The organism is Saccharopolyspora antibiotica (genome assembly GCF_047200635.1).
Classification (GTDB): domain Bacteria; phylum Actinomycetota; class Actinomycetes; order Mycobacteriales; family Pseudonocardiaceae; genus Saccharopolyspora_C.
The window spans coordinates 201285-227302 of record NZ_JBJZOI010000007.1 but is presented as its reverse complement, the minus strand read 5'-3'; the positions used below and the strand labels follow the sequence as shown (position 1 = coordinate 227302).

The following is a 26018-nucleotide window of genomic DNA, read 5'->3' as shown; positions in this document are numbered from 1 at the left end:
GCTCCCCGGCTGGAGCCGTTCCGGGGTGACCTGGATGATGCGGGGCGTGGGGCAACCGGAGGTGGTGGCGCACCGGGGTGCGTCCGCGGAACGCGCCGAGCACACCCTCGCCGCCTACCAGGTGGCGCTGGACCAGGGTGCCGAGGCGCTGGAGTGCGATGTGCGGGTCACCCGCGACGGGCACCTGGTGTGCGTGCACGACCGGCGGGTGGAGCGCACCTCCACCGGGCGCGGCGTGGTGAGCGAGCTGACCTTGGCGGCGTTGTCCCGCTTCGACTTCGCGCACTGGCACCACGACCTGCCGGACTCCGCCGACGAGCTGGTGTTCGAGCCGGGGGTGAGCCCGGTGCGGGACGAGTCGCAGCGCCGCATCCTCACCTTCGACGCGCTGCTGGGCCTGGTGCGGGCGCAGCCGAGGCCGGTCCGGCTGTTCGCCGAGACGAAGCACCCGGTTCGCTACGGCGGCCTGGTCGAGGCGAAGCTGACCGCCGCGCTCGCCCGGCACGGCGTTTCCGCGCCCGCGGCGAAGGAGGAGTCGCCGGTGGTGATGATGTCGTTCTCCTCGGCGGCGGTGCGCCGGTTCCGCGCGAGCGCGCCCCGGGTGCCGACGGTGCTGCTGTTCGACCGCCTCTCCCGCGCCGCGCGATCCGGTGAGCTGCCCGGCTGGGCGGACCTGGCGGGCCCGAGCGTCCGGCTGCTGCGCCGGGAACCGGAGCTGGCGGCCCGGATGGCCGATCGCGGCCGGGACACCTACTGCTGGACGGTGGACGAGCCGGAGGACGTGGAGCTGTGCCGCCGAGCCGGGGTGCGCTTCGTGGCGACGAACCGGCCGGGCGCGACGCGGGAGCGGCTGGTGGCCTGCTGACCCGGGACGTCGCGCGCCCCGGCGGCTCGATAGCGTCGGTGGGTCCAGTCACACCCAGCGAGGAGGCTTCGAGTGTCGAAGCGAACGGCCACCCCGTCCCAGCCCGCCGAGGGCGCCGTCGGCCGGAGGCAGCCGTGCCCGTGCGGTTCCGGCAAGCGCTACAAGGCCTGCCACGGCAAGGCGGGTGGAGCCGGTGACGTGATCGTGACCAGGCCGTTCGAAGGGCTCGCGGCGGAGGGCGACCTGATCGCGCTGCGCGAGTTCGTGCCCTCGGCCACGGCGCCGCTGCCGCTGCGCGACGGATCCGAGGTCCTCATCGCCTCGGTGCTGCCGCTGGCGGCCGCGGCGGTGCGCCGCGCCGACGGCAAGGCCTTCGTCGGCCTCCAGGTGCAGACGCGCTCGGGTGATCTGAGCCGCGACCTGGCCCGCGCGATCGAGTGGGTGCTGCAGGCGGAGCCGGGGCAGTCGCTGCCGGTGGTGGGTCCGGAGCCCGCGCAGGACGGGGTGCCGACCCGGTTGCAGGACCTGCTCGACCCGGAGGCCGAGCTCGACGTGACCCTGCACGAGGACTTCTCGTGGTGGCTGCCCGAGGGCACCGAGCCCTCCGGTGAGGTCGCGCTGTCCCTGGAGCGGGCCAACGCCGCGATCATGCCGACGCAGCGGCTCACCGCCGAGGGCGCGCGCTCCGCGTACTGGGTGGACCCGGGCGAGAAGGCGCACCTGCGCTGGGTGCGCCCGGAGCCGGAGGAGGAGCTGCTGGCCGCGCTGGCCCGCCTCTCGGCGCGCGGGGAGCTCGCGCTGGACGAGGACAGCCGGTTCGCCGGGTCCTTCCGCGCCCACGGCGTGCTGGTCCCGGTGTGGGACCTGGACCGCGACAAGCACCCCCGCGAGTGGGACGAGCCGGCCGCCGCGCTGGGCCGCAGGCTCCAGGAGGCGCTGGCCTCGCTGGCGGACCAGCCGCTCGACGCGACCGAGCGCCGTTCCCGCGACGGGCTGCGCGGGCGCCAGATCACGCTGCGCTGAGCGTGGGGGAGCCCGAGCCGCGGGTGCTCGCCGACGTGCGGGCGCTCGCGGAGCTCGACCTGGCGGGGGTGCGCTGGAAGCTCGCGGAACCGGGCAGGCAGCTGGACGCGAACGTGGTGCACCTGCCGCCGCACGAGGGCGTGGGCAGGCACGCCGAGCCGGACCTCGACGTGCTGCTGCTGGTGCTCTCCGGCGGGGGTGAGGTGGCGGGCGGGCCGGTCGCGGCTGGCGCGCTCGTCTGGCTCCCGCGCGGGTCGAGCCGCGACCTCGTCGCCGGCGCCGAGGGGTTGTCGTACCTGACGGTCCACGGCCGTCGTCCCGGGATGAGCATCGGCATCCGCTCCGGCTAGCGCCTCGTGAAGAAGCGTTGGCGTTGTCCTCGTGTCGCGTGGACATCCGGCCGGTGATCGCGAGGCTGGCCGTGGAAGTGAGGCTGGTGGCGCGTCAGCCGGAGGTGTTCGCGCGGCTCGTGGCGACGGCTGTCGGTCGGTGTCGGCGCGCACGGGCCATCACGCTGTCGATGCTGGCTCACGCCTGGCTCGCCGTCTCACGATCCCTGGCCGTGAAAGGGGAATCGGTGTCGGCGAACCAGGCGTGATCGCATTCACGTACCGGAGATCCGGCGGCGCTGAGCAGGCTGGTCTTGCGTGTCACCGACGCCGCCGACCATATCTGGTCCTGGTCATCCTTCCGCCGCCGACAACAACAAGCCCGCCTCAGCCATTGCAAACGCCGCGGCTACCCACTCACGTGACTGGCGTTGCAGTACTGGGCCGGTGGCATCCGCGACGCGCAGCACCAGCGGTTTGAGCGCGGCCGAGTTGTGGATGTTCGCGGGCTCAAGCGTTGGCGGCCGCCAGGATTTCGGTGCCGTAGTTCTTGGTGACCGCGTTCTCCACGCCCACGATGATTTCGACGATCTCGAAGTAGTGGTCCCAGAACGGCGTCTCGCGCAACGCCTCGATCACCAACTGGAAAGTGTCGTGATCACGTGCCTCCCAGACCCAGATGTCGGTCACGCGGGCCGAGTAGAACTCGGTGTCGTAGTAGCGCCAGCGTACGTCCTCGGCCTTGTCCTCGATGGTGGGCAGAACGTTTTCCTGGAAGGCGGCGACACGCTCCGGCACGGATAGGTCCAACCAGGCGCGGTTGGTCTTGATGAGGAGGAACGCTGTTACGGCGGACTCGAATTCGGACACGGCAGTCTCCCTGCGGAATATGAATAGTGGTTATGAAACTATGCGCACGAATTGTCTTCTTGCTGGTGCGATTCCCGTCAATGCCGGCGCCGACGACGGTTAGTCCATGCCCTTGCGGCCCGGAGTCCAGAACGGCTTCGTGAGCACGTTGCGGCGCGGCCAGTTCCGCTCCTCGACCAGGTGGCGGCGGATCAGCTGGATCGTCCGGGCCTCCCCGGCCAGATATGCCCGGCCCGGCTCGGCGGGCAGCTCGAGCCTGCGGACGGCCTCGACCAGGGTCTCGGAGGAGGCAGCGGAGCGCCCTCGGCGATAGCTCCACTCCAGGTTCGCGTCTCGCCCCATGTCCAATCGCTCTTCGGGCGAGTCGACCTCGAGTGCACCGAAGGCCCGGGTGTCGGCCTGCAGAGCCCGCAGCATCGGGCCGAAGGCGGCCTGGGCGGTCTCTTCCCCGGCGAAGAGGTGGTACGGAGCAGGCCCGGTGACGAAGCTGCCCTGCGGTTTCATCATCAGCAGCTCGTCGCCCGGACGGGTGGTCCGCGCCCAGCGGGCACCGGGCCCGTCTCCGTGGTCGAAGACGACGAGCTGCATGGTCTGGTCGTGGTAGCTCCACACCGTGTAGGTGCGCAGCATGCCCAGCAGCCAGTCGACGGCGGCCGGCCCGGCGGCAACCTGCACCCGTACGTGCTGGCCGGGCTGCCAGTCGAGTCCGGTCAGATCGGGCCCGGACAGCGTGACCAACCGCAACCGCGGCCCCAACGACTCAACCGCATCGATCTGGGCGGCCACCATCAGTCGGTCGAGCAAACGACTCTTCACGATCCACCTTTCCGTATCGCGACCAAGAAGGGAACCTGTCGATCGGCAAGCTCCAACTTGTCGATCGGCAAGTTATACCCTGTCGCCGTGACCGCCGACAACCCCATCCCCAAGCCGATGCGAGAGCGCATCGTCGATGTTGCTCTCGACCTGTTCGCCCGGCAGGGTTACCAGGGGACATCGCTGCGGCACATCGCCGAGCGGCTCGGCGTCAGCAAGGCGGCGGTGTACCACCACTTCCACGCCAAAGACGACATCGCCCGCACCGTCGTCGGCCGGGCCTTGGACGTGCTCACCGAGGCGTCCGACCGGCTGGTGGTGGCCGGCACCGACCCGGGCGCCTGGCAGCGGGCCCTGCCCCAGATCATCGACGTCGTTCTGCGGCACCGGCAGATGCTCGTCGTTCTCGAACGCAACGAGGACGTCTTCCACGCGCTGTTCGCCAACGACGCCGACATCGGGGCCCGGATGGCACAGCAAAACACCAAGCTGTCCGTGCTCTTCGCCGATCCGCAGCTCGAACCGCGGGTGAGGGTCCGGCTCGGCAGCACTCTGGGTGCGATTTTCGGGCCGCTGGTCATGCTCTCCGACCATTACCAGGACATGCCCACCGATCAACTGCGGGAACAGCTCATGGAGGTCATCGAGGCGCTCCTCGGCGACCTCTGACTCGGACGCCCACCGGTGCCGACCCGCGCGTGGCTCACCTCCCTCGACCGCCGTCGGCCGGGATGTCAGGTGCGAGAGCATTCCGGATCCGGCGCCGACCGTGGCCTCATACGTGAAACGGCCGTCGCGCGAGGACGACGGGAGCGGAGACACCAAGCCCGCCTCAGTTACTGCAAACGCCGCAGCTGCCCACTCGGTTGAGTGCCGTCGCAGTACTAGTGCCGTATCAAGCAACGTTGGGTAGGTAATCCGGGCGGCGGATCTTGGAGTTGACCGCGAAGTAGCGTTTGGGGTGGCAGTGGTGGTCGGCCGCCTTCCCATTTGGGGACGGTGCCGTGAATCCGGAGTCGTTGAGCGCGGGGTTCACCTCCCGCGCATGGCCTTCGGTCGCCGCGAACATCACCGCGATCTCTCCCGCGGACCGGCTCCGCGCCGAGGCCAGCGCGATCCCGGACCGCCGCAGCCGCACCCGATCCCGGGTCGACCTGGTGATCTTGACCAGCCGCGGGGCTCCGGCTCCAACGGCCGCGCGAACACCTCCGGCTGACGCGCCACCAGCCTCACTTCCACGGCCAGCCTCGCGATCACCGGCCGGATGTCCACCCGACACGAGGACAACGCCAACGCTTCTTCACGAGGCACTAGTCCGTTCGTGTGAGCTTCTCCCGGCCCGGTGAACCCGCCTCCCCGCAGCGGCGTCTTCCGCGAAACGGGTCGTGGAGGGGAGGCGGCGTGACCGCACAGGTACCTGCCGTGCGCTCCGCTGCGGAGCCGACGGCGGGCCGGTCGCGCCGGGCACGTCAGGGGGACATGGCGACCGAGGACGATTTCGCGGAGTTCGTGCGCGTGGCCCTGCCCGATCTGCTGCGCTACGGCCACGCGCTGACCGGGAACCCGCACGACGCGGCGGATCTCGTGCAGACGGTGCTGGAGAGGGTCGGAGCGCGCTGGGCGAAGCTCAGCCAGCAGTGCGAGGACCCGCGCGCCTACGTGCGCAAGTCGATGGCGAACGCGCACGTGAGCCGCTGGCGGCGGTTGCGCCGCGAGACGCTGCTGGCGGAGTTCCCGGACGTCCCGGCGGAGCAGGACCGGGACCGGCTGGAGAACGAGCCGCTGTGGCAGGCGTTGCGCGGCCTGCCGCCGCGCCAGCGCGCGGTGCTCGTGCTGCGCTACTACGAGGGGTTGTCGGAGGCGGAGATCGCCGCGACGCTCGCGGTCAGCGCGGGCACGGTGAAGAGCCAGGCCAGCAAGGCGCTGGCGTCGCTGCGCCGCCGGCTCGGCCCGGTGTTCGAGAGCGGTGGGGTGTGATGGGCGACCTCGACGACGAACTGCGGCGGATGTTCGCCGATGACCGGTTGGACGTGCGGCCGCGCACGGGCGCCGAGTGGTCGCTGGTCGCGGTCGCGCGGCGCCGCCGCAGGCGGCAGACGACGATGGCCGCGGTCGGCGGGGCGCTGGCGGTGACGGCGCTCGTGGCCGGGGGGACGGTGCTGGTCGCGCGCCCCGCGACGGACGATCCGGTGCGCCCGGCGAACCCGCCGGTGGTGCGCACCTCGGAGCCCAGCCCGCAGGACCCGGTGCCCCCGCGCGCCACGTCCGCGGTCATCCCGCCCGAGCCGCCCCGCAGCGCCGGCCGGGAGCCGGAGCGGAGCCCGGCGGGGTGGCCGGAGCCCGATCCCAGCACCGAGCGGCTGTCGATCCTGCGCGAGTCGATCCCCGAACCGGATCCGACGTCCTCGGTGCCCCCGACGTCGAGCTCGGCGCCGAGCTCGACGAAGCAGGAGGAGCCGAGCGATCCGCCCTCCGATCCGCCCTCCGAGCCGCCGGGCTGAGCCGCTGCGGGACCTGGGACGGCGTGCGGCGGTCCCGGTGCTCGCGGGGAGCGCCGGGGCCGTGCGGTGCGCGCGGGAGCGTCAGAGCGCGCCGCCCGCCGCCGGGGGAGCGGTGGGGTCGGCGCCCTCCTCGCTGACGTTCTCGCGGGCGAGGAAGTTCTCGACGTCGAACAGGTTGCCGTTGGATCGGTCCACGACGGCCAGCAGCGTCGACATCTGCGAGACCTCCTCGACCTGCTCCCTGAGGAACCACTGGAGGAACTGCTCGCCGACGTAGTCGTCCTCGTCGCGGGCGGCCTTCGCCAGCGTCACGATCTCCTGCGTGACCTCGCGCTCCTGCTCCAGGGCGAGGGCGACGAGCTCGCGGGTCTCGGTGAAGTCGTTGCGGACCCCTTCGATGGAGGGGATGGTGACCTTGACGTCGTTGTCCAGCATGTACTGGACGATCATCATGGCGTGGTTGCGCTCTTCGAGCGACTGGCGGTAGAAGTGCGCGGCCAGCCGCGGCAGGTCCTCGTTGTCGAACCACACCGCGACCGCGAGGTACTGCTGCGAGGCGGTGAGCTCGTTGCGCACCTGGTCCTGCAGGAGCTGGTGGAAACGGGATTCGCGGGGCTGGATCTGCTTGGCGGTGTTCGTCATGACGCGAATACTACGCTCCAATTGACACCTCGCAATTAATCAGGTAACCCTTGGAAATGTTCGCGGAACCTGACTTAACTTTCCCTTGCCTCATTTCGGCCAGGCAATCCTAAGCGGACTCAACTGGTTCTGGGGAAGGTGTGCCGGGCGCTGCGACGAGGGTCGGACGACCGCAGCAGGTCGACGATCGCCGCGGTGCCGTGCGCCCTGTCGAACACGCACCGGTAGTCGGCCGAGCCGTCTGTGATCAGCAGTGACGTCGCGTCGTTGCGTTCGTCCGGCTGCGCCCGGAGCAGCCCGCAGCCCCACCTGCCGAGAATGCCGGGATCGGCGTCGAGCGCCGCGCCGACTTCCCGGGTGATGCGTCGAGCAGTGGATTCCCAGGAACGGTCGGCGTGGCGGAGCACGATTTCCGCGACGTAGTCCGCGGTGCGGAAGCGGATTTCTCCGGGTGGTTCCGCGTCGCCGATGCAGTGCAGCGTGAATTCGGTCCAGACGATGTGGTCCCAGGCCTGCCGGTCCCGTTCGATCCGGGCACTGGCGAACCCGCAGCCCTCGATGCCGCAGGAGCACCGCCGCAGCAGCGCGGTGCGCGGCTGCTCCGGCGGCTCGGTGGGCAGCAGCGCGCCGGTCCTGCCGAGCAGCAGGTCCGGATCGCGCCCGACCCCCCTGAGTCGCAGCGTCTCGCCGAACAGGTCCTCCCCGTCGACGAGGATCACCAGTGCGGGCGCGCTGCCCCGGCCCACCGCGACGTGTTCGATCCGCAACCCGAATCCGCTGACCGCCGGTTCTCCGCTCCCAGATCCCACCGCTCCACCCTCGCAGATCCCGCTCCTCTCCCGGGCGCGGCAGCGATGGTCCGCTACCCGCACCCGAGCGAGGTCGCGCGAGGTACCCGGCCGGGCCGGGGTCGCCGCGTTCCGGGGAGAGGGGAGCGTCGTGCTCGGTGGTGGATGCGGCCTCGTCGTGCGTTGGCTGCCGATGGGTGGTGAGCGGCGCGCCTTCCGGCTCGACCGGCCACCGTGCGGGCGAGCAGCGCGAGGCGCTGCGCGGCGCCTCGGCATCGCTCGCCGGACAGTCCGATGTGGACTGACTGGAGCGGGCGGTCGCCGCGCCCGGGAGCTGGTGGACCGGCGGCGGGCTCGGCGGTAGCGCTAGGGCGCCTCGCGGACGATGGGGCAGGACATGCAGCGGGGGCCGCCCCGGCCGGTGCCGAGCTCGGAGCCGCTGATGCGGACGACCTCGACGCCCGCCGCCTCCAGCCGGGAGTTCGTCTCCACGTTGCGCTCGTAGGCGACGACGACGCCGGGGGCCAGGGCGAGCGTGTTGTTGCCGTCCTCCCACTGCTCGCGCTCCGCCGTCACCGGGTCCAGCCCGGTGTCGATGACGCGGAGGTGGTCGATGCCCATCGCGTGCGCGGCGGCCTCCAGGAACGGCGCGGGGCCGGAGACGTCCACGCCGCCGTCCTTGGGGCGCACCGAGAACGCGGTGAGCGAGTGCTGGATCGCCGGGTACATCACCACGGCGTCCTCGGCGACCATCGTGCACACCGTGTCCAGGTGCATCGAGGCGCGCTGCTGGGTGATCGGCACCGCCAGCACGGTGTGCGCGAGGTCGTCGGCGAACATCGAGCGGGCGAAGGACTCCGCGCCCGCCGGGGTGGTGCGCTCGCCGACGCCGATCGCGACGACGCCGGGTGCCAGCAGCAGCACGTCGCCGCCCTCCACCGGGGCGGAGTGCGCCCCGTACGCGCGCGCGGAGTGCGAGAAGCGCGGGTGGTAGGCGTAGATCAGGTCGGTGATCGCGGACTCGCGGCGGCGCGCGGGCATCGCGAGCGAGGCCACCGCGACGCGGTCTCCCACCCACACCGAGGAGTCCCGGGTGAACAGCAGGTTCGGCAGCGGGGCCAGCGCGAAGTCGTGCGGCAGGTGCATCCGGCGCACCAGCGAATCGCCCTCGGAGGCGGGCAGCTCCTCGAAGGTCATGCCCGCGATGAGCGCCTCCGCCAGCGCCGCGTCATCCACCGCGGACAGGTGGGAGCGGAGCACGTCGGCGATGTCGGTGCCGAACTCCCGCTCGTCCACGGCGCTGAGCACGGCCGCCGCCCGGGCCCGCGGATCGGCCAGCGTCTGCACCAGCAGCTCGCGCAGCAGCACCACCTCGATGCCGCGCGAGCGCAGCACCTCGGCGAAGGCGTCGTGCTCGTCCTGCGCCCGATCCACCCAGGGGATCGCGTCGAACAGCAGCTGATCGCTGTTGCGCGGAGTGAGTCGCTTCAGCTCGGTGCCGGGCCGGTGCAGCAGCACCGTGCGCAGCGGGCCGACCTCGTTGCGCACGTGCGGGGCGTTCCGGGAGCCGTGTTCAGTCACGCTCACGAACTCTAGTGGTGGCGAACGAAAAGAGCGCTGATCGCGGCTCGAAAACATGGATCGTTGCGCGAGATCGAGGCGCGGCCACCCGATCGTTGCGCGCGGCCGTCGAGTCGGATCGGGCGGGCCGGTTCCGCCGCTGCTCCGGGGACCGGCTCAGGGCAGCCAGCCGACCCGGCCGCGCAGCGCGGCGTAGCCGACGAACGCCACCACGTCGATCAGCGCGTGCCCGGCCACCAGCGGCCACAGCCGGTTCGTCCGCTGCCACACCCGCCCGAAGACCAGGCCCATGACCACGTTGCCGACGAAGCCGCCGAAGCCCTGGTAGAGGTGGTAGCTGCCTCGCAGCACCGCCGAGATCCACAGCGACCGGTTCTCCGCGAGGCCGAGCTGCCGCAACCGGGTCAGCAGGTACGCCACGACGAGGACCTCCTCGGCGAAGGAGTTCCCGAACGCCGAGAGCACCAGAACCGGCGCCCGCCACCACACGTCGTCCAAAGTGGACGGCTGCACGGTGAGGCTGAGCCCGAGCGCGTGCGCGGTCAGGTACAGGCCGAGACCCGGGACGCCGATCAGCGCCGCCAGCCCGGCGCCACCCGCGAGGTCCCGCCACGGCCGCGAGCGGTCCGCGCCGATCCGGGCCAGCTCGATCCCGCCGCGCCACAGCAGGTACAGGCCCAGCGCACCCCAGGCGAACAACCGCAGCACGCCCGCGAGCTGGCGCAGCAGGTCCAGCAGGCCCGACTCGGCCTGCGGTGCGTTGATCGCGACGGACTGGTCCGCCAGCGGCTGCGCCTGGGTCAGCGCGTCCAGCAGCGAGAGCAGGCTCTGCAGGCCGGACATCCCGAGTGTCACCGCGAACACGACGACGAGCTCGATGACGATCGCCCGCCGCTGCCCCGGATCCGCCAGCGGGGCGGGCTCCTCGGGCCGGGGCGGGCTCAGCCACGCGCGCGCAGTGCTCACCCGCCGCACGGTACCCGCAGCGTGATCACCGCCCGGCGCCGACGAGGACGCGGCGCTCCGGCCCGCACCGGCGGCGCGGGGGTCAGGCCGAGCGCTGGCCGGCGAGGAAGGGGCAGCCGACCAGGCGGCGCAGCTCCAGCCCCAGCGACTCCGCGGTCTCCACCGGGGCGGAGAACGCCAGCCGCACGTCGTGGTCGCCGTCGGCCGATTCCACCCGCAGCCGCAGGCCGAACCGGTCCAGGCCGAGCGGGCGGATGTGCCCGCCGCGCAGCTCGTCCGGCAGGTGCCGGGCGAGCATTCCGACCACGTCGCGGTGCGCGCTCTCCAGGTGCCGCAGCCAGCCGTCCTCCAGCAGGCAGAACGGGTCCGGCTCGGCGGCGGTGAACTCGGCCCCGGGCACCGGGCAGGTCCCCTCCCCGTCCGCCAGGACCAGCGAGGCGGGCTCCAGCTTGAGCACCGAGGCGCCGTGCCCGGCGTCGAGCAGCCTGCTGTCCGGTCGCTGCTCGGCGACGGCGAGCACCTCGTCGCGGGCCCGCTCACCGGTGAGCACCCGGATCTGGCCGGTGAGCCACAGCAGCCCGCGCACCGACTCGCGCAGCCGCACGGGCGTGGGATCGGCGACCTCCAGCACGGCGGCGATCTCGCCGCGCGGCGACTGCCACGCGGTCGCCACCAGCGGGTGATCGTCACCGAGCAGCACCGTCGCGGTGCCGTCGGGATGCACGTGGTGCAGCAGCGGGGCGATCCGGGCGGAGCTCTCCCCGGACGGCGTCAACGCCGCTCTGCCACCTCGTCGAACAATGGTCCTGGCCCGCTCCGCCGGGGTCGGCTTGGCCGGGCGACGTGTCGTCCTCTCGCGCACCGCTCACCTCCAACTTAGGCAAGCCTAACCCAGCGGGTCCGCAGGGGAAAGCCGCCGTCCGTCTTACCAGCTGATCGACCCGATCGGCGGAGCCCGCCGGGTGAATCCCGGGCCCGCGTCGTGGATTCCCGCCGTCCGCTCGGTCGCGGCCGGCCCCGGTGCGGGCGCGGCGGCTGAGGTCGATCCGGTCCGCCTGGTCGCCCCCGGTGCCTGCGACCGGCGGTCGCGACCTCGCGTCCGGCCGTCCGACGCGAGCGGAGAGCGCGCCACCTGCGGTGATGACCGGCCGAACGACGGTAGCGCAACGCCGCCGACCGTCCGCGTATCGGCCACCTTTGTTCACCGAACGGCGCGGCATTAGCGTGTGCGCCGTGTCAAGCGCTGTTGAGCTTCGCGCGCCGGGTCCGCGCGGCATCCCGCCCCTGTTCGCCCGACTGGTCGATGACGCGGCGCTGTTCCCACCGGGGAGCGCGCAGGTCGACCAGGCGGTCAACGATCACCTCGCCGCCCGGGCCGGGGAGTACTCGGGGGTGCTGGGCCCGATGCTGTGCCAGGCCTCCCGGCTGGCCGAGCTCATCACCGAGCTCGCCAGGTCGAAACCGGCGGAGCCGGTGCCGTTGTCGCTGGTGTGCGACACCGGCCTCGGCGGCGTGCCCAAGGCGCTGTCGATCATCGAGGGCCGCCAGGAGCTGCTCGCGCTGCGGATGGTCGAGATGCCCGCGCCGTCCGACGTCGACGACGTCTGGCTGGAGCGGGTCTCCGAGTTCGTCCCCGAGGACGTCGTCCGCGTCGTCGAGCCCCGGCGCAGCCCCGAGGGCTGGCTCGACGGCGTCAAGCGCGTCGCAGAGCACGGCTGCTGGCCGAAGCTGCGCACCGGCGGGCCCACCTCCGGGGCGGTGCCGCCCGTCGAGGTCGTCGCCGACTTCCTCGCCACCGTCAGCACCCTGAGCGTGCCGTTCAAGGCCACCGCCGGGATGCGGACCGCGATCCGCGGCGCCGACCCGGAGACCGGGTTCATGCAGCACGGCTTCGTCAACCTGCTGGTGGCCACCGCGCGCTGCCTGTCCGGCGGGGACGTGCGCGGTGCGCTGGAGAGCTCCGACCCCGAGGCGCTGGCCGCCGAGGCGAGCTCGCTGTCCGACGAGGCCGCGACCGCCGTGCGCGACGTGTTCGCCTCCTACGGCTCCTGCTCGCTGACCGACCCGGTGACCGACCTGGAAGGGTTGGGGCTGTTGTGACCTGGGTCGAGGACCCCGGGTTCGGGGTGCCCGTGCGGAGCGCCGGATAGCCGTCGCTTCGAGCGCGGTGCTCCGCGAACGGGCCGCTGCGAGCACGAGGAAGCCCCGGCGGAGTCAGCTCCGCCGGGGCTTCTCCGCGGAGTGGTTCAGCCGTCGAAGCGCCCGGCCCGGACCGCACCGATGAAGCTGGCCCACTGCCCGGCCGTCGCGGTGAAGTAGCCCGCCGCCCGGTCCTTGGTGTCCCGGACAGCGGCACCGTTCGAGGCACGGCCGACCTCGACGCAGTTGTTCGTCCCGCTGCGGCTTGATTTCCTCCACCCGGATGGGAACATCATGGTCAGCCCTTCGCCTGATTGCGATAGATCTCCGCGATGTGCTGCAACGCGGCACGGGCTTCGTCGCCTTCTGCCGCGACCGGCTACAACCGGTCCATGAGCCGGTGGTAGATGCTGATCTGGTCAGGGTCTTCAATGGTCAGCTCAGCCGAGACGTGTTCCACCTGAACCAGATCATCAAGGATGATGAAGCCGTTCATCGTGATGTTCGGCAAGCGGCGGAACTCCGGTAGGACGCCGAACCGCAGTCCCGGAATGTCGATGGCCGAGATGAGGCGATCAAGCTGCCCGAGCATGGCGTCAGTCGGTGCGACAGGGTGGCGGAGGGCGTGCTCCGACACGATGACTTCGATCTGTTTTCCCTGGTATAGAACCTGCTGACGTTGCATGCGGACCCGGATCGACGCTTCCGCGTCGTCGTCCGGGACCTGGAGGAGCTCGGCCTGTGTCCGGAACACGGCGCGGGCGTAGTCCGCGGTTTGCAGGAGTCCGGGGACCACGCCGAATTCGACGTTGCGGATGCGAGTTGCGGCATGCTCGCTGTCGAAGCTTTGAAGTTGGCGGGCTTTGTGGCCAGCGCGCAGTTGAGCCCGCCACGCGGCTTTGCTGACCCGCAGCTCGGCGAGTTCGTCGAGCAGCTGGCGGGCCGAGGACTCGGACGCACCGAGGGCATCCATCCAATCGATGACGTCTTGGTCCTCGGCCGTCTGCTTGCCGTTTTCCAGCTTGCTGATTTTCGAGTGTGGCCAGCCCAGGGCGGACGCAAGGTCGCGGCCGGTCAAGCCCGCTTCGTCGCGGAAGCGGCGCAACTTCTCGCCGAAGTCCTGTCGTCGCTGTTCGAAGCTGGTCACGCTCTCCTCTTCCTCACTGCACGAGCGGCGCCCACTGCTCGGCGGGCTGTGCGGAGCTCCAGGCCAGGTCTCGCCACCTTCGGTACTGCTCGACGTGGTCGGTGCCGTCGATCATCTCAAGCCCGAGCATCCCGCGGTCTCCGAAGCGCATCACCCCGACCTGTGCATCATCGAACATCCAGAAGTCGGTTCCGACAGGGAGGTCGAGGTCCGCGGCCTTGGAGGCCGTGATGCAACGGATTTCCTCGCCTGCGGGCAGGTTCGCGCGGAGGGCAAGATCCAATTCGAACCGCAGGTAGAGCGTCAACGGCTCGGTGAGCAAGCGCACGCGCTGGAACCGTCGCCCCTGGCTTGTTGCGCGACGGACGTTATCGGTCCACGGAGCTAGCCACGTGTCGTCCGGCGCCTCTCCGGCGACGAACCGGCGGATTGGTTCCCGCTCGACCGTTTCGTTGTAGACGCCCTGCGTTTCCAGGCGAAATGCCGTGCTGTGGAAGGTGCGGAACAGGTCGTCGAACTGCTCGCCGGAGATCAGGTCGCTCATGATCAGCCCCTCGCGAAACCCAGCAGGGCCTTCGGGATCTCGACCGCGGTCTCGTGGTCGGGCAGGCCGCGAGCGTGCAACGCCGCCAACGCATCGGCATCAGTCACTCGGCTTCCTTGCACGACGTAGGTGTCGCGGTCGGTTTCGTAGAGCTCCGGGCAACCGCCGCCCCCGCTGGTGGTGCCCAAGTGAGTGAGCTTCATGGCAGGTCTCCTCATCGACCGGTAGTGAACCAAGTGCGCATGTCTTGCGCAATACACAGGGAACTTCACGAACCACCGATGCCGATTGCGCCATAAGGGTGATATTTTCGAGAAGCTTCGCGTGTGTTTCTTGTATGGTTCTCGAAACTTGGGCACCATGACTGCGAGGGAGCCAGCAGGGCTGAAACGGCAACACCGTGGGCTCCCCCGTCAGAACTCACGGCGGCGGTTGCGTACGTGCCCTGCTGCGCGATCTCGGGAGGCGATCCATGAGCAGGCGAAACCCCGGTCCGGCCCGGTGGCCGGGCGTTGTGCGTCAGACGAAGCGGATCGCCTCGGCGGAGGTGTCGTGTTGACGGTTGCGGTGGTGCTCGGTGCGTTGGCGTGGGCGCTCGTGTTCGGGCCGTTGCTCCTGCTGTGGTGGCTGCCCGGTGCCCGCGAGGACGCGCGGCGGGAGCGGCGGCCGTGAGCGTGCTCGTGCGGTTCGTCCTGCCGGACGGTTCGCACTCGATTCACGCGACCACCGAGCCGCCCGAGCAGTGGGGCGCCGGACGGGTCGCTGAAGCCCTGTGCGGCGAGCTGGTCACCGTCCCGGTGGGCGCTCGGCGGGTCCGTCCGCCGATGGACTCCTACTGCGACGACTGCGCCGAGATCTGCGCGGCCCGGTACCCGCTCGCCCCGTACCGACTTCCGTCCGAAGGTCCGATGTGAAGGGGAACCATGTCCGTTCAGCACACCGTCCCGTGCCGGGATCTCGCCTTCCGGGACCGGCTGGTCCACCTCGGGCGGATTCGGCGCGGGATCAGTCTTCAGCTCCCGGCCGAGGTGGCGGCGATCCTCGATCTCGCCCAGGCCGAGGAGCTGCATCGCAAGCTCGGAGCGGCGATCGCCGAGGTTCGCCGCGAAGTCGAGTCGGCGGCGAGCTCGTGAGCGCGCCGGGGGACCCCACCGAACTCGGCGACGCGGACGGTTCGGCGCTGGCGTGGATGACCTCGGAGTGGTGTTCGACGTGGCACCTGGTCGGCCGGGGCGCTCGCGGGGCGGTGATCGTCACGACGTGCGGGCACCCGCTGGTCGGGCGCATGTCGCGGGTGTTCGGCCCGCCGCCGCTCGATGGCCGGGAGGTGTGTCAGGCGTGCGTCGCGGCCACCGCGACCGAGCCCGAGTCGGTCCGGTTCCCGGCGCTGGAAGCGGCGCTCGCGGTGATGGGCGAACACCGCTCCTTCCGCGCCGAGCCGCCGCCCGAGCTGGAACCGCCGATCCCGTGGCCGGAGCGCGATCCGGACGCGCCAGGCCTTGCCGTGATCCCGTTTTCGCGGCTGCCGGCCCCGCCGATGCGCACCGCGCGTTCCGCGCTCGGCCGCGCGGCGTGATCCGCCGCTGAGACCGCGGCCCGCCGCTGCCCCGGACCGCGGCAGGCCGCCCGCTCGGCCGGTGTTCGCCCGTCACCCCGAACGGGCGGGCACCGGCCGGGCACCCCCGGGCGCGCACCCCATCCGCCGGGACATGACGGACTCGGTCTGCCGCCGTGCTCGCACCGGCGGCAGTCCGCGCCTCGCCGGTGCGTTCGCGCCCCCGGACCGCGGACCTCCCGGCGAGGCAACCAACTCCGGCGCCCGAAGGTCCCTCGACGGGCACCGGCCGACCGGTTCGGCGGTGGGAGCCGCGCCCCGCCGCGGAACCGGTCCTCTCAACCCCCGCCCGCGTCCCGACGTGCGGCCACGAGCCGCAACCGGGTGGGTGGGTCGGACCTCGAACCGAAACGGAGGTATGGCGCCACCCGCGTTATCGGCACGATCAGCCCCAGATCACTCAACGGAGGTTCAGACCATGACCTACGTCGCATCCGACCGCGCCCCGGCGCGGTCGCTGATCTCGGAAGACCTGTTCACCCGACTCGTTCGCCGCATCACCATCGAGGAAGGCACTGATTCCGCGTTCGCCGAACGCATCATGGACCAGGCGCTCGCCTTCCTCGGTGCGTGCGGCCGGTTCCCCGGAAATCGCCTCGCCCCGTCGAAGCCGGTGGACATCGGCTGGCACGCGTTCATCCTCCACACCCGCGAGTACGCCGAGTTCTGCGAGCAGGTCGCGGGCCGGTTCATCCACCACGTGCCCCAGGACGCCCCCGGCGCATCGGACCACTCCAAAGACCCGGCGAGCGTGCGGGATGGCACGATCGACGCCATCCACCGCGCCGGGTACGTCGTGGACGCCGAGCTGTGGCTCGTCGACGCCTACAAGTGCGGTAGCTGCCACGAGGAAGGCAACTGCGCCGCGTCGGGCACGGACGGCGACGAGAACACCGACACCCGCAAGTGATCGAAGGGGCCGACGTGACCACCTGGCAGGAACTCCCCGACGAGGTTCGGGGGGCCGTGCGGGGGCACGTCGGCCCGGTCTCGTCCGCTGCCGAGATCACCAACGGGCGCGGCAGCGACCTCGCCGCAGTGCTCGACACCGCCGCCGGGCGCGTGTTCGTCAAGGGAGTCGAAGGCGTCAGCCCACGGATGCGCCACCTGCGCAACGAGATCACCACCGGCACGCTCACCGGCGGCTTGGCACCCGCCGTGCTGTTCGCCGAAGACCTCGGGGACTGGCTCGTCGTCGGGTTCGAGTACCTGGCCGGCCGTCCGGCCGACCTGAGCCCCGGATCGCCTGACCTGTCGGTCGTGGCCGACGTGGTCAACCGGATCGGGGCTCGTCCCGGCGACGACGCACGGCCGTTGCGGACGCGGTTCGGCGCCGTCGATTGGTGGGGGCGGCTCGACGCCGACGCGCCTGAACTGGTCGAAGGATGGGACCTCGTCGATGCGGCCCGGTGGTGCGCGACATTCCCGCTGCTGGCCGACGGTGACCGGCTCGTGCACGCCGACTTGCACGGGGATCAGATCCTCATCGGTGACGGTCCCGCTCGGGTGATCGACTGGGCGTTCCCCGGCTCGGGGGCGGCGTGGGTCGACCCCGCGTTCGTCGTGCTCCGGCTGATCGAAGCCGGGCACGAACCCGCCGCTGCCGAAGCGTGGGCGCGCGCCCACTTGACGGGGTTGCGGGGCGCCGACGATGCGCACCTGACCGCGTTCGCCGTCTACCTCGCGGGCATGTGGACGCACTGGACGAGCACCCGCACCGGCCCCGGACTGCACCACAGAGCCCGCCTCGCCCGCGACTACGCCGCATGGCGACTCGCACAGGTGCCGGCGGAGGTCGGCCCCGCCCACTACCGGCGATCACTCGAACGCACGTTCTAGTATGGCGGCGCGGCCGGGGAGGCGCGCACGAAGCGCCCCGCTGCCAGTCCCGGGGGCAGGTGCGGCAGCGGACCTTCCTCCGGGGCGGAGATCGGGTCACACTCGGGGGAACCGCGCCCGGACCGGACGGTTCGGTGGTCGGCCTCAGCGAGGTGACGGGCACGGTGCTGTCCGCGACCTGGAGGTGACCGGTGGCCCGACCGACCGATCCCGCTCGGGCCCCGCTGCCGCACCGGCCGCGCGGCCGGGACGACGCCGCCCCGGCCAAGGAGACCTCGCTGACCCTGGAGCGCGGGTTGAGCCTGCTCCAGGCCGTCGCCGAGGCGGACGGCGCCGCGCCCACCATCAGCGATCTCGCCACGACGGTCGGGGTGAGCCGGGCCGCCGTGTACCGGCTGCTCGGCCCCCTCCAGGCGCGCGGGCTGGTGCGGCGCGAGGGAACCCGGGTGCGGCTCGGGCTCGGGGTGCTGTGGGTGGCCGGGCGGGTGCTTCCGCAACTGCGGTTCGCCGCGCTGCCCGCGCTGCGCGGGCTGGCCGAGCAGGTGGGCGCGACGGTGCACCTGACGGTGGCGGACGGTTCCGAGGCGCAGGCCGTCGCCGTCGTCGAGCCGTCCTGGACGACCTACCACGTCTCCTACCGGGTGGGGACCCGTCATCCGGTGCGGCGCGGGGCCGCGGGGCGCGCGGTGGACCTGCCGCCCTCCGGGCCGCGCTGGGTGGTCAGCAACGGCGAGCTGCACGCCGGCGCCTGCGGCGTGGCGGCGCCGGTGCGCGGTGTGCCGGGCCTGCGCGCCAGCGTGGGCGTCGTGTCGCTGGAGCCGCTGGACGGCGAGGAGATCGGCCCGCTGGTGGCCGAGGCCGCCCGCGCGGTCGCCGTCGCGCTCCGCTGAGCACCCCGCCCCGGACCCGCCGAAGGCGATTGCAGGATCATGGGCGGGGACGTCGCGAAGAGGGGAGCGCGCATGAGCGACGAGAGGACCGCGGTTCGCCACGCCATCGCCTTCGTCCTGGGATCCGGGCTGGTCGTCGGTGGCTGGATCGGCGCGGTGGCCGAGGCGGAGCGGGCACCGTCCCCGGCGCCGCCCGCTGAGCTCGGGGTGCAGCGCGAGATGCTCCCGGGGCCGCGCTGACGACGAGGGTTCCGATCCGCGCACCGGCTTGGTAGAAAGGTGCGCGGCCGCGCGGTGGTCCGGGACGAAGGTCCTGGTCGAGGGGGGACTTCGGTCCCGGCCGGGCGGGACGGGCGCCCCTGAGCCCGGGGCGGTCCGCACCGGCAGACTGGCCGCGTGGAACTCCTCGACATCGCCCGGTGGCAGTTCGGGATCACGACCGTCTACCACTTCCTCATGGTGCCGCTGACGATCGGGCTGTCCCTGCTGGTCGCCGGGATGCAGACCGCGTGGTGGCGCACCGGCGACGAGCGGTACCTCCGGATGACCCGCTTCTGGGGGAAGTTGATGATGATCAACTTCGCGATGGGCGTGGTCACCGGGATCGTGCAGGAGTTCCAGTTCGGCATGGCCTGGAGCGAGTACTCCCGCTTCGTCGGCGACGTGTTCGGCGCCCCGCTGGCGATGGAGGGCATCGTCGCGTTCTTCGTCGAGTCCGTCTTCCTCGGCCTGTGGATCTTCGGCTGGGACCGGCTGCCGAAGGGCGTGCACCTGGCCTGCGCGTGGGCCTTCTCGCTGGCCACCGTCGCCTCCGCGTACTTCATCCTGGCCGCGAACTCCTGGATGCAGCACCCGGTCGGCGTCGAGGTCGTCGACGGACGGCCCCGGCTGAACTCGATCTGGGCCGTGATGACCAACAGCACGGTGCTCGCCGCGTTCCCGCACACGATCTTCGGCTGCTTCGCCGTCGCCGGGGCGTTCCTCATCGGCATCGCCGCCTTCAAGCTCGCCCGGCGCAAGACCGACGACCCGGACCGCAAGCTCTGGCACGGCTCGATGCGGCTCGGCGCCTGGGTCGGGGTGGTCGCCTTCGCGGGGCTCGCGCTCTCCGGTGACGTGCAGGGCAAGCTCATGTTCGAGCAGCAGCCGATGAAGATGGCCTCCGCCGAGGCGCTGTGCCACAGCGAGGCGCCCGCCAGCTTCTCGATCTTCGCCTACGGCGACGTGGGGCGGCAGAACTGCGAGGACGTCAAGAGCTTCACCGTTCCCTACATCCTGTCCTACCTGGCCAACGGGGACTTCACCAGCGAGGTCGAGGGCGTGCAGGCGCTGGTGCCGCAGTACCAGGAGGCCTACGGCACGCACTACCCCGACGACGCCCGGCTCGGGCAGTTCGCCGGGCAGCCGATCGACTACGTGCCGAACCTCCCCGCGACCTACTGGGGCTTCCGGTTCATGATCGGCTTCGGCGGTCTCGCGGCTCTCGGCGCCGTCGCCGTCCTGTGGTTCACCCGCGGCGGGCGCTTCCCGAAGGGCCGCTGGTGGGGGCCGCTGGCGGTGGCGGGCATCGCGACCCCGTTCCTGGGCAACGTCTTCGGCTGGATCTTCACCGAGCTCGGCCGCCAGCCCTTCGTCGTCGCCCCCAACCCGAACCCGTCCGGGGTGGACGGGGTGTGGATGTACACCGCCTCGGCCGTGTCCTCCGGGGTGACGCCGGGGGAGATGCTGACCTCGCTGATCGGGCTCACCGCCGTGTACGGCGTGCTGGCCTGCGTGGAGATCTTCCTGATCGTGCGCTACGTCCGCGCCGGGGTGGACGCCGCGATGCCGCACGAACCACCACCGGACGACAAGTCCGAGGACGTGCTGTCGTTCGCCTACTGAGGCGCTCGCCGAACCGATGGAGAACGCGATGGACCTGCCCACCTTCTGGTTCGCCCTGATCGCCGCGCTGTGGCTGGGCTACCTGTTCCTGGAGGGCTTCGACTTCGGCGTGGGGATGCTGCTGCCGATCCTGGGGCGCGACGAGCGCGAGCGCCGGGTCCTGATCAACACGATCGGTCCCGTCTGGGACGGCAACGAGGTGTGGCTGATCGTCGCGGGCGGCGCCACCTTCGCCGCCTTCCCGGGCTGGTACGCCTCGCTGTTCAGCACCGCCTACCTGCCGCTGCTCGTGCTGCTGCTGATGCTCATCGGGCGCGGTGTCGCCTTCGAGTACCGGGGCAAGGTGGACACCGCGCGCTGGCGGCGCACCTGGGACGCGGTGATCGTCCTCGCCTCCTGGGTGGCGCCGATGATGGTCGGCCTGGTGCTCTCGGCCAGCGTGTTCGGCCTGCCGCTGGACGCGAACGGGGACCGCGTCGGCGGGCCCCAGGTGGTGCTGTCGGCGGCGACGGTGCTGGGCGCGCTCGCGGTGTGGGGCTTCGCCTTCCTGCACGGCGCGGTGTTCCTCTCGCTCAAGACCGCTGGTGAGGTGCGGGAGCGGGCGCGGCTGTTCGCGCTGCGCTTCGGCGTCCCGCTGCTGCTGCCGGTGATCGGCCTGCTGCTGTGGGCCCAGCTCACCGAGGGGCACGCCTGGACCTGGGCGCCGCTGGGCGTCGCGGTGCTCGCGGCGCTGGCCGGGATCGTCCGGATGCGCTCTCGGCGGGAGGGACAGGCCTTCGCGCTCCAGGGCGTCGCGCTCGCCGGAGCGGTGGTGGCCCTGTTCGGCTCGCTGTGGCCGAACGTGCTGCCGTCCACGCTGGACCCGGCCTGGTCGCTGTCGATCGCCGAGACGGCCTCCAGCCCGTACACCCTCACCGTCATCACCTGGGTCGCCGCGTTCGGCACCCCGGCCGTGCTGGTCTACCAGGCCTGGACCTACTGGGTGTTCCGCAAGCGCATCGGCGCCCACCACATCCCGCCGGTGCACGCGCCGTGAGCGGGCCGCTGGGCGCGCTGCCCCGGTTGTCCCGCTCGGCGCGGACCGCGCTGGCCGTCGGCGGGGCGCTCGCCGCGGGGCAGGCGGTCGCGCTGGTCGTGCAGGCCTGGGCGCTGGCGAGCGCGCTCGCCGCCGTCGTCACCGAGGGCACCGCGGACGTCGGCGGGTGGCTGGCGGTGCTGGCCGGGGCGATCGCCGCGCGCGCCGCGCTCGGCTGGGCCGTCGAGTCCGCCTCGGCGCGGGCCGCCGCCGGGGCGAAGGAGGAGCTGCGGGCCAAGCTGCTGGACGCCGCGCTACACTGCGGGCCGGAGTGGATCCGCGAGCGCGGGCCCGTCGAACTCACCGCGCTGGCCACCAAGGGACTCGACGCGCTCGACCCGTTCTTCGCGAAGTACCTGCCCGCGCTGGTCACCGCCGCCGTCGTGCCGCTGCTGGCCGGGGGCTGGATCCTGCTGTCCGATCCGGCTTCGGCGCTGGTCATCGCGATCACCGTGCCGCTGATCCCGCTGTTCGCCTGGCTCGTCGGCCGCTACACCGAGCGGCGCACCGCGCGGGCCGCCGACGCGACGCAGCGGCTCTCCGCGCAGCTGCACGAGCTGGTGCGCGCGCTGCCGGTGCTCACCGCCTTCCGCCGCGCCGCCGCGCAGCGCGCCGTGGTCCACGACGTCGGCGAGCGGCACCGGCGGGGCACCCTGGCGACGCTGCGGGTCGCGTTCCTGTCCGCGCTGGTCCTGGAGCTGTTGTCCTCGCTGTCGGTCGCGCTGGTCGCCGTCGGCATCGGGCTGCGGCTGGTCTCCGGTGAGCTGGACCTCGCGACCGGGCTGCTGGTGCTGGTGCTCGCGCCCGAGTGCTACCTGCCGCTGCGGGCCGCCGGGGCCGCCCACCACGCCAGCGAGGACGGCGTGGAAGCCGTGCGCCGCGCGGACGAGGTCATCACCGGTGCGGCCGGGGCCGGCGGAGTCCCGCGCGGGAGCGGCGCGCCCGGCGAGGTGGGCGAGCTGCGGGTGCGCGACCTCGCCGTGCGGCGCCGGGACGCCCGCGCGCCGGACGGGCTCGGCTTCACCGCCCGGCCCGGCGAGGTGCTGCGGTTGGACGGCTTCGACGGCGTCGGACCCAGCGGCAGCGGCAAGTCCACCACCTTCGGCGTGCTGCTCGGCTTCACCCGACCCGAGCGCGGTGCGATCAGCTACGCGGGCACCGACCTGGCCGAGTTCGATCCGGCGGCCTGGCGCCGACACCTCGCCTGGGTGCCGCAGCGGCCGGTGTTCACCGGCGGCACCGCCGCCGAGGAACTCGCGCTCGCGGTGGCCGACCAGCCGCCCGGCACCGCCGAGGCGATCCCCGAGGCGCTCGCCGAGGCCGCCGCCGGACACCTGCGGGACCGGCCGGTGGACGAGCTCTCGGCGGGGGAGCGGCAGCGGGTCGCCGTGGCCCGCGCCCTGCTGCGGCTGCGCGGAGCGGCCCGGGTGCTGCTGCTCGACGAGCCCACCGCGCACCTCGATCCGGGCACCGCGCGGCAGGTCGACGCGGCGGTCGAACGCGCCGCCGCGCGCGGCGCCGTCGTCGTGCTCGCCAGCCACCGGCCCGGCGCGGAAGCCGCCGAACCCGAACCCGCCGCTCCGGCCGAGGCCGCCCCGGCCGGAACGGCCGAGCCCCGCCCGCCGCGCGCCGGGATCCGCGAGCTGATCACCCCGCGACTCGGGGCCGGGGTGCTGCTCGGCGCCGCCTCGCTGCTGGCCGGGCTGGCGCTCACCGCGACGTCCGCCTGGCTCATCGCCCGCGCCTCGCAGCAGCCGCCGGTGCTGGTGCTCACCGTCGCCGTCGTCGGCGTGCGGACCTTCGCGCTGTCCCGGGCCGCGCTGCGCTACGCGGAGCGCCTCGTCACCCACGACGCCGCGTTCCGGCTCGCGGGGGCGCTGCGGGCACGGCTGTGGGACGCGCTGGTGCGGCTCGGGCCGGCGCGCACGGCCGGGCTCCGCCGAGGCGACGGCACCGCCCGGCTCGTCGACGACGTGGACGCGGTGCGCGACCTCGTCCCCCGGGTGGTGCTGCCGCCGCTGGTCGCGCTGCTCGTCGGGACCGCCGCCGTGGTGCTGGAGGCCCTGGTGCTGCCCGAGGCGGGGGCGCTGCTCGCGGGCGCGCTGCTGGTCGCCGCGGTCGGCGGCACCGGCGCCGCGCTGCTGGCCGAGCGCCGGGCCACCACCGCCGTCGCCGAGGGGCGGCGGCGCGTCGCCGACCGGGTGCTGGCGCTGCTCGACGGCGCGGCCGAGCTGCTCGCCTTCGGCGCGCACGCCGCGCGTCGTGCGGAGCTCGCCGACGTCGACGCCCGGCTCGCCGCCCGCGCCCGCCGCGCCGCTTTCGGCGCCGGGGCCGCCACGGCGGTGAGCACCCTCGCGGTCGGCGTCGCGGTGCTCGGCGGGACCTGGCTGGCCGCCGGGGCGGTGGCGTCCGGACGGCTGGCGCCCGAGCTCGCGCCGCTGCTCGCGCTCGTCCCGCTCGCCGCCGCCGAGGTGGTCGCCGTGCTGCCGCCCGCCGCGCAGCAGTGGCGCGGCCTGCGCGCCGCCCAGGGGCGGCTCGCGCCGCTGCTCGCGGCTCCGGCGCCGGAACCGGTCGCCGCGGAGCCGAGCGCGGACGGGGGCGCGGTGCTGCGCGGCGTGGACGTGCGCTGGCCCGGCTCCGCCGAACCCGCGCTGCGCGGTGTCGACCTCGACCTGCCGCCCGGTGCGCACGTCGCGCTCGTCGGCCCGTCCGGCAGCGGCAAGTCCACCCTGCTCGCGCTGCTGCTGGGCTTCCTGCCCGCCGAGCGCGGCACCGCGCGGCTGCCCGAGCGGGCCGCCTGGTGCCCGCAGGAACCGCAGCTGGTGTCCACCACCGTCCGGGAGAACCTGCGGATGTCCGCGCCCGACGCCGACGACCAGCGGCTCGGCGCGGCCCTGGAGCTGGCCGGGCTGCCCGGGTGGCGGCAGCGGCTGGACGACCACGTCGGAGCGGGCGGCACCGCGCTCTCGGGCGGTGAGGCGCAACGCCTCGCGCTCGCCCGCGCCCTGCTCGCCCCCGGCCCGCTGCTGCTCGACGAACCGACCGCGCACCTGGACGTGCCGACCGCGACCGCGCTCCTGCACCGGCTGCGCACCGAGACCGACCGGACCGTGCTGCACGTGACGCACCGCCCGGACGAGGCCGCGCGGGCCGACCTGGTGCTGCACGTCCGCGACGGCCGCGTCAGCGCCGCCGTCCCGGCCGCGAGGTGACCCGTGCGTCCGACCGGTCACACCCAGCGGCCGCCGTGCGGGCCCGTCCGGGCGCGGCGGACTAGCCTCGAAGCCGTCATGGATCCCGCACTCGCCCGGCGCATGCTGGCCAGCTCCACCGAGATCACCAAGGCGGCGCTGTCCGCCGAGGACCCGGACGCCGTGCTGCCGATGGTGGTGCGCCGCGCCGCCGACCTCGCCGAGGCCGACCTCGGGCTGATCATGGTGAGCGCTGAGGACGGCAGGCTCACCGTGGAGGCCGCCTACCCGGCCGAGCCGGAGGCCTCCGGGGATCCCGTCGGTGCGGTGCTCTCCGCCCGCTCCGCGGCCGCCCGCGTCGCCCGCAGCGGGGTGCCCGTCGTGGTGGACGACCTCATCGACGACCCGCTGACCGCGCCGTACGTGCCGAGCGCGCTGCGGGTGTACGGACCCTTCGCGGTCGCCCCCTTCGGCACTCGGGAGCGCAGGCTCGGCGCGCTCGCCGTCTACCGGCGGCGCGGGGCACCCACCTTCACCCGGGTCGCCGTGGACGTGCTCACCGGTTTCGCCGCGCAGGCCGGCCTCGCCCTGGTGCTCGCCGAGGGCTCCACCGCGCGCGAGCGGATCGCCGTCTACCAGGAGCGGGAGCGCATCGCCCGGGACCTGCACGACGTGATCGTGCAGCGCCTCTACGCGGCGGGAATGCAGCTGGAGGTGCTGGACCGCAGGCTCGCCGGGCGGCTCACCGAGGAGGACTCGGCGCGGTTGACGGACACCGTGGACCAGCTCGACCAGACCATCGCGGAGGTCCGCGCCACCGTGCGCACGCTGCGCTCGGCCGATCCGGAGACCCCCGCGCACGTGCCGGACCTGGCGGACTCGATCCGGTCCGAGGTGCAGATCGCCGGGGAGCTGCTGGGCAGGCCGCCGAAGCTGGAGATCGGCGGCGAGCTGGGCGACGTCCCGGTCGCGCTCGCCGACCACGCGCGGGCGGCCCTGCGGGAGGCGCTGTCCAACGTGGTGCGCCACTCCGGGGCGCGGACGGTGCTGGTGCGGGTGCGCCGCTCGGCGGAGTCGCTGCGGTTGCAGGTGGTCGACGACGGCTGCGGCATCCCGCGCGACGTGAGCAAGCGCGGCCTCCGCCACCTCGAGGAACGCGCCGCCGCCGCCGGTGGCCGCTGCACCACCCACTCCTCGCCGCGCTCGGGCACCACGATCACCTGGGAAGTCCCCCTGTGAGGACCCGCGCGGGGAACCAGCTCGCGAGCGCGGCGGGCCTCAGCGCCTTCCGCGCCGCGGATCTCCCGCGCGGC

31 protein-coding genes are annotated in these 26018 nt (G+C 72.9%); 19 read left to right on the top strand and 12 right to left on the bottom strand.

Annotation, left to right across the window (positions count from 1 at the left end):
* The first annotated feature begins 46 nt into the window (after positions 1-46).
* The 4 genes from ACL03H_RS07845 to ACL03H_RS07830 all read left to right on the top strand — a co-directional run bounded on the left by ACL03H_RS07845 (position 47) and on the right by ACL03H_RS07830 (position 2486).
* On the top strand, positions 47-865 hold the full coding sequence (locus ACL03H_RS07845; RefSeq protein ID WP_412810430.1) for a glycerophosphodiester phosphodiesterase family protein: 819 nt from the start codon (positions 47-49) through the stop codon (positions 863-865).
* Between the two features lie 72 nt (positions 866-937).
* Positions 938-1888, top strand: coding sequence for a DUF5926 family protein (locus tag ACL03H_RS07840; protein WP_412810429.1), 951 nt, complete (start codon positions 938-940; stop codon positions 1886-1888).
* A gap of 2 nt (positions 1889-1890) precedes the next feature.
* On the top strand, positions 1891-2238 hold the full coding sequence (locus tag ACL03H_RS07835; RefSeq protein ID WP_412810428.1) for a hypothetical protein: 348 nt from the start codon (positions 1891-1893) through the stop codon (positions 2236-2238).
* A 38-nt stretch (positions 2239-2276) separates the two neighbouring features.
* Positions 2277-2486 (top strand): hypothetical protein, encoded by a 210-nt coding sequence (locus ACL03H_RS07830; RefSeq protein ID WP_412810427.1) that lies wholly within the window; start codon positions 2277-2279, stop codon positions 2484-2486.
* 241 nt (positions 2487-2727) lie between these two features.
* Here the strand turns inward: ACL03H_RS07830 and ACL03H_RS07825 are convergent, their stop codons facing one another.
* Both ACL03H_RS07825 and ACL03H_RS07820 read right to left on the bottom strand, forming a co-directional pair.
* On the bottom strand, positions 2728-3087 hold the full coding sequence (locus ACL03H_RS07825) for a darcynin family protein (RefSeq protein ID WP_412810426.1): 360 nt from the start codon (positions 3085-3087) through the stop codon (positions 2728-2730).
* A 99-nt stretch (positions 3088-3186) separates the two neighbouring features.
* Entirely contained in the window at positions 3187-3903 is a 717-nt protein-coding gene (locus tag ACL03H_RS07820; protein WP_412810425.1) for a siderophore-interacting protein, read from the bottom strand.
* A gap of 87 nt (positions 3904-3990) precedes the next feature.
* Here ACL03H_RS07820 and ACL03H_RS07815 point away from each other — a divergent pair, with 87 nt between their 5' ends.
* Entirely contained in the window at positions 3991-4572 is a 582-nt protein-coding gene (locus ACL03H_RS07815; protein ID WP_412810424.1) for a TetR/AcrR family transcriptional regulator, read from the top strand.
* 226 nt (positions 4573-4798) lie between these two features.
* Here ACL03H_RS07815 and ACL03H_RS07810 read toward each other — a convergent pair whose 3' ends face one another.
* Positions 4799-5041 carry a hypothetical protein gene (locus ACL03H_RS07810; protein WP_412810423.1) on the bottom strand — a complete coding sequence of 81 codons (243 nt, stop codon included), beginning with the start codon at positions 5039-5041 and terminating at the stop codon, positions 4799-4801.
* A gap of 263 nt (positions 5042-5304) precedes the next feature.
* Here ACL03H_RS07810 and ACL03H_RS07805 point away from each other — a divergent pair, with 263 nt between their 5' ends.
* Complete coding sequence (locus tag ACL03H_RS07805) at positions 5305-5880, top strand: SigE family RNA polymerase sigma factor (RefSeq protein ID WP_412810422.1); 576 nt, start codon at positions 5305-5307, stop codon at positions 5878-5880.
* Complete coding sequence (locus ACL03H_RS07800; RefSeq protein WP_412810421.1) at positions 5880-6404, top strand: hypothetical protein; 525 nt, start codon at positions 5880-5882, stop codon at positions 6402-6404. The genes ACL03H_RS07805 and ACL03H_RS07800 overlap by 1 nt, the downstream gene beginning before the upstream one ends.
* A gap of 81 nt (positions 6405-6485) precedes the next feature.
* Here the strand turns inward: ACL03H_RS07800 and ACL03H_RS07795 are convergent, their stop codons facing one another.
* The 5 genes from ACL03H_RS07795 to ACL03H_RS07775 form a co-directional block, all read right to left on the bottom strand.
* Positions 6486-7046 (bottom strand): ferritin, encoded by a 561-nt coding sequence (locus ACL03H_RS07795; RefSeq protein WP_412810420.1) that lies wholly within the window; start codon positions 7044-7046, stop codon positions 6486-6488.
* Positions 7047-7165: 119 nt separating this feature from the next.
* Positions 7166-7855 (bottom strand): hypothetical protein, encoded by a 690-nt coding sequence (locus ACL03H_RS07790; protein ID WP_412810419.1) that lies wholly within the window; start codon positions 7853-7855, stop codon positions 7166-7168.
* Between the two features lie 345 nt (positions 7856-8200).
* Complete coding sequence (locus ACL03H_RS07785) at positions 8201-9382, bottom strand: arginine deiminase (RefSeq protein WP_412810453.1); 1182 nt, start codon at positions 9380-9382, stop codon at positions 8201-8203.
* A 189-nt stretch (positions 9383-9571) separates the two neighbouring features.
* Positions 9572-10381, bottom strand: coding sequence for a CPBP family intramembrane glutamic endopeptidase (locus ACL03H_RS07780; RefSeq protein ID WP_412810418.1), 810 nt, complete (start codon positions 10379-10381; stop codon positions 9572-9574).
* Between the two features lie 82 nt (positions 10382-10463).
* Entirely contained in the window at positions 10464-11243 is a 780-nt protein-coding gene (locus ACL03H_RS07775) for a DUF2470 domain-containing protein (RefSeq protein ID WP_412810417.1), read from the bottom strand.
* A 371-nt stretch (positions 11244-11614) separates the two neighbouring features.
* Here ACL03H_RS07775 and ACL03H_RS07770 point away from each other — a divergent pair, with 371 nt between their 5' ends.
* Entirely contained in the window at positions 11615-12481 is an 867-nt protein-coding gene (locus ACL03H_RS07770) for a hypothetical protein (RefSeq protein ID WP_412810416.1), read from the top strand.
* Positions 12482-12627: 146 nt separating this feature from the next.
* On the opposite strand, the gene ACL03H_RS07765 is transcribed toward ACL03H_RS07770, so the two are convergent.
* From ACL03H_RS07765 to ACL03H_RS07750, 4 genes are all read right to left on the bottom strand, one after another.
* A complete protein-coding gene (locus ACL03H_RS07765; protein WP_412810452.1) occupies positions 12628-12813 on the bottom strand; it encodes a DUF397 domain-containing protein in 186 nt (61 codons plus the stop codon).
* Between the two features lie 86 nt (positions 12814-12899).
* A complete protein-coding gene (locus ACL03H_RS07760; protein ID WP_412810415.1) occupies positions 12900-13667 on the bottom strand; it encodes a helix-turn-helix domain-containing protein in 768 nt (255 codons plus the stop codon).
* A 13-nt stretch (positions 13668-13680) separates the two neighbouring features.
* Entirely contained in the window at positions 13681-14211 is a 531-nt protein-coding gene (locus ACL03H_RS07755) for a DUF6879 family protein (RefSeq protein WP_412810414.1), read from the bottom strand.
* A gap of 2 nt (positions 14212-14213) precedes the next feature.
* Complete coding sequence (locus ACL03H_RS07750) at positions 14214-14414, bottom strand: hypothetical protein (RefSeq protein ID WP_412810413.1); 201 nt, start codon at positions 14412-14414, stop codon at positions 14214-14216.
* A gap of 465 nt (positions 14415-14879) precedes the next feature.
* On the opposite strand from ACL03H_RS07750, the gene ACL03H_RS07745 reads away from it, so the two are divergent.
* The 11 genes from ACL03H_RS07745 to ACL03H_RS07695 all read left to right on the top strand — a co-directional run bounded on the left by ACL03H_RS07745 (position 14880) and on the right by ACL03H_RS07695 (position 25944).
* On the top strand, positions 14880-15125 hold the full coding sequence (locus tag ACL03H_RS07745; RefSeq protein ID WP_412810412.1) for a hypothetical protein: 246 nt from the start codon (positions 14880-14882) through the stop codon (positions 15123-15125).
* A 9-nt stretch (positions 15126-15134) separates the two neighbouring features.
* Positions 15135-15344 (top strand): hypothetical protein, encoded by a 210-nt coding sequence (locus ACL03H_RS07740; protein ID WP_412810411.1) that lies wholly within the window; start codon positions 15135-15137, stop codon positions 15342-15344.
* Positions 15341-15787: a hypothetical protein gene (locus tag ACL03H_RS07735; RefSeq protein WP_412810410.1), complete on the top strand. Its 447-nt coding sequence runs from the start codon at positions 15341-15343 to the stop codon at positions 15785-15787. The genes ACL03H_RS07740 and ACL03H_RS07735 overlap by 4 nt, the downstream gene beginning before the upstream one ends.
* Before the next feature lie 457 nt (positions 15788-16244).
* Positions 16245-16736, top strand: coding sequence for a glycine-rich domain-containing protein (locus ACL03H_RS07730; protein ID WP_412810409.1), 492 nt, complete (start codon positions 16245-16247; stop codon positions 16734-16736).
* Between the two features lie 14 nt (positions 16737-16750).
* The gene (locus ACL03H_RS07725) at positions 16751-17665 is read left to right on the top strand and encodes a hypothetical protein (RefSeq protein WP_412810408.1); all 915 of its coding nucleotides are present in this window, start codon (positions 16751-16753) and stop codon (positions 17663-17665) included.
* Positions 17666-17889: 224 nt separating this feature from the next.
* Positions 17890-18555, top strand: coding sequence for an IclR family transcriptional regulator (locus ACL03H_RS07720; RefSeq protein ID WP_412810451.1), 666 nt, complete (start codon positions 17890-17892; stop codon positions 18553-18555).
* Positions 18556-18627: 72 nt separating this feature from the next.
* Entirely contained in the window at positions 18628-18795 is a 168-nt protein-coding gene (locus ACL03H_RS07715) for a hypothetical protein (RefSeq protein WP_412810407.1), read from the top strand.
* Positions 18796-18951: 156 nt separating this feature from the next.
* A complete protein-coding gene (locus ACL03H_RS07710) occupies positions 18952-20439 on the top strand; it encodes a cytochrome ubiquinol oxidase subunit I (protein WP_412810406.1) in 1488 nt (495 codons plus the stop codon).
* Positions 20440-20467: 28 nt separating this feature from the next.
* A complete protein-coding gene (gene cydB, locus ACL03H_RS07705) occupies positions 20468-21475 on the top strand; it encodes a cytochrome d ubiquinol oxidase subunit II (protein ID WP_412810405.1) in 1008 nt (335 codons plus the stop codon).
* The gene (gene cydD, locus ACL03H_RS07700) at positions 21472-24726 is read left to right on the top strand and encodes a thiol reductant ABC exporter subunit CydD (RefSeq protein WP_412810404.1); all 3255 of its coding nucleotides are present in this window, start codon (positions 21472-21474) and stop codon (positions 24724-24726) included. Before cydB ends, cydD begins: the two co-directional genes overlap by 4 nt.
* A gap of 78 nt (positions 24727-24804) precedes the next feature.
* Entirely contained in the window at positions 24805-25944 is a 1140-nt protein-coding gene (locus tag ACL03H_RS07695; RefSeq protein ID WP_412810403.1) for a GAF domain-containing sensor histidine kinase, read from the top strand.
* Positions 25945-26018: the final 74 nt, after the last annotated feature.

Coding starts and splice junctions, on each gene's coding strand:
- ACL03H_RS07800 (WP_412810421.1), top strand. CDS start 5,880: ATGGGCGACCTCGACGACGAACTGCGGCGGATGTTCGCCGATGACCGG.
- ACL03H_RS07795 (WP_412810420.1), bottom strand. CDS start 7,046: ATGACGAACACCGCCAAGCAGATCCAGCCCCGCGAATCCCGTTTCCAC.
- ACL03H_RS07765 (WP_412810452.1), bottom strand. CDS start 12,813: ATGTTCCCATCCGGGTGGAGGAAATCAAGCCGCAGCGGGACGAACAAC.
- ACL03H_RS07755 (WP_412810414.1), bottom strand. CDS start 14,211: ATGAGCGACCTGATCTCCGGCGAGCAGTTCGACGACCTGTTCCGCACC.
- ACL03H_RS07750 (WP_412810413.1), bottom strand. CDS start 14,414: ATGAAGCTCACTCACTTGGGCACCACCAGCGGGGGCGGCGGTTGCCCG.
- ACL03H_RS07740 (WP_412810411.1), top strand. CDS start 15,135: ATGTCCGTTCAGCACACCGTCCCGTGCCGGGATCTCGCCTTCCGGGAC.
- ACL03H_RS07730 (WP_412810409.1), top strand. CDS start 16,245: ATGACCTACGTCGCATCCGACCGCGCCCCGGCGCGGTCGCTGATCTCG.
- ACL03H_RS07715 (WP_412810407.1), top strand. CDS start 18,628: ATGAGCGACGAGAGGACCGCGGTTCGCCACGCCATCGCCTTCGTCCTG.
- cydB (WP_412810405.1), top strand. CDS start 20,468: ATGGACCTGCCCACCTTCTGGTTCGCCCTGATCGCCGCGCTGTGGCTG.
- ACL03H_RS07695 (WP_412810403.1), top strand. CDS start 24,805: ATGGATCCCGCACTCGCCCGGCGCATGCTGGCCAGCTCCACCGAGATC.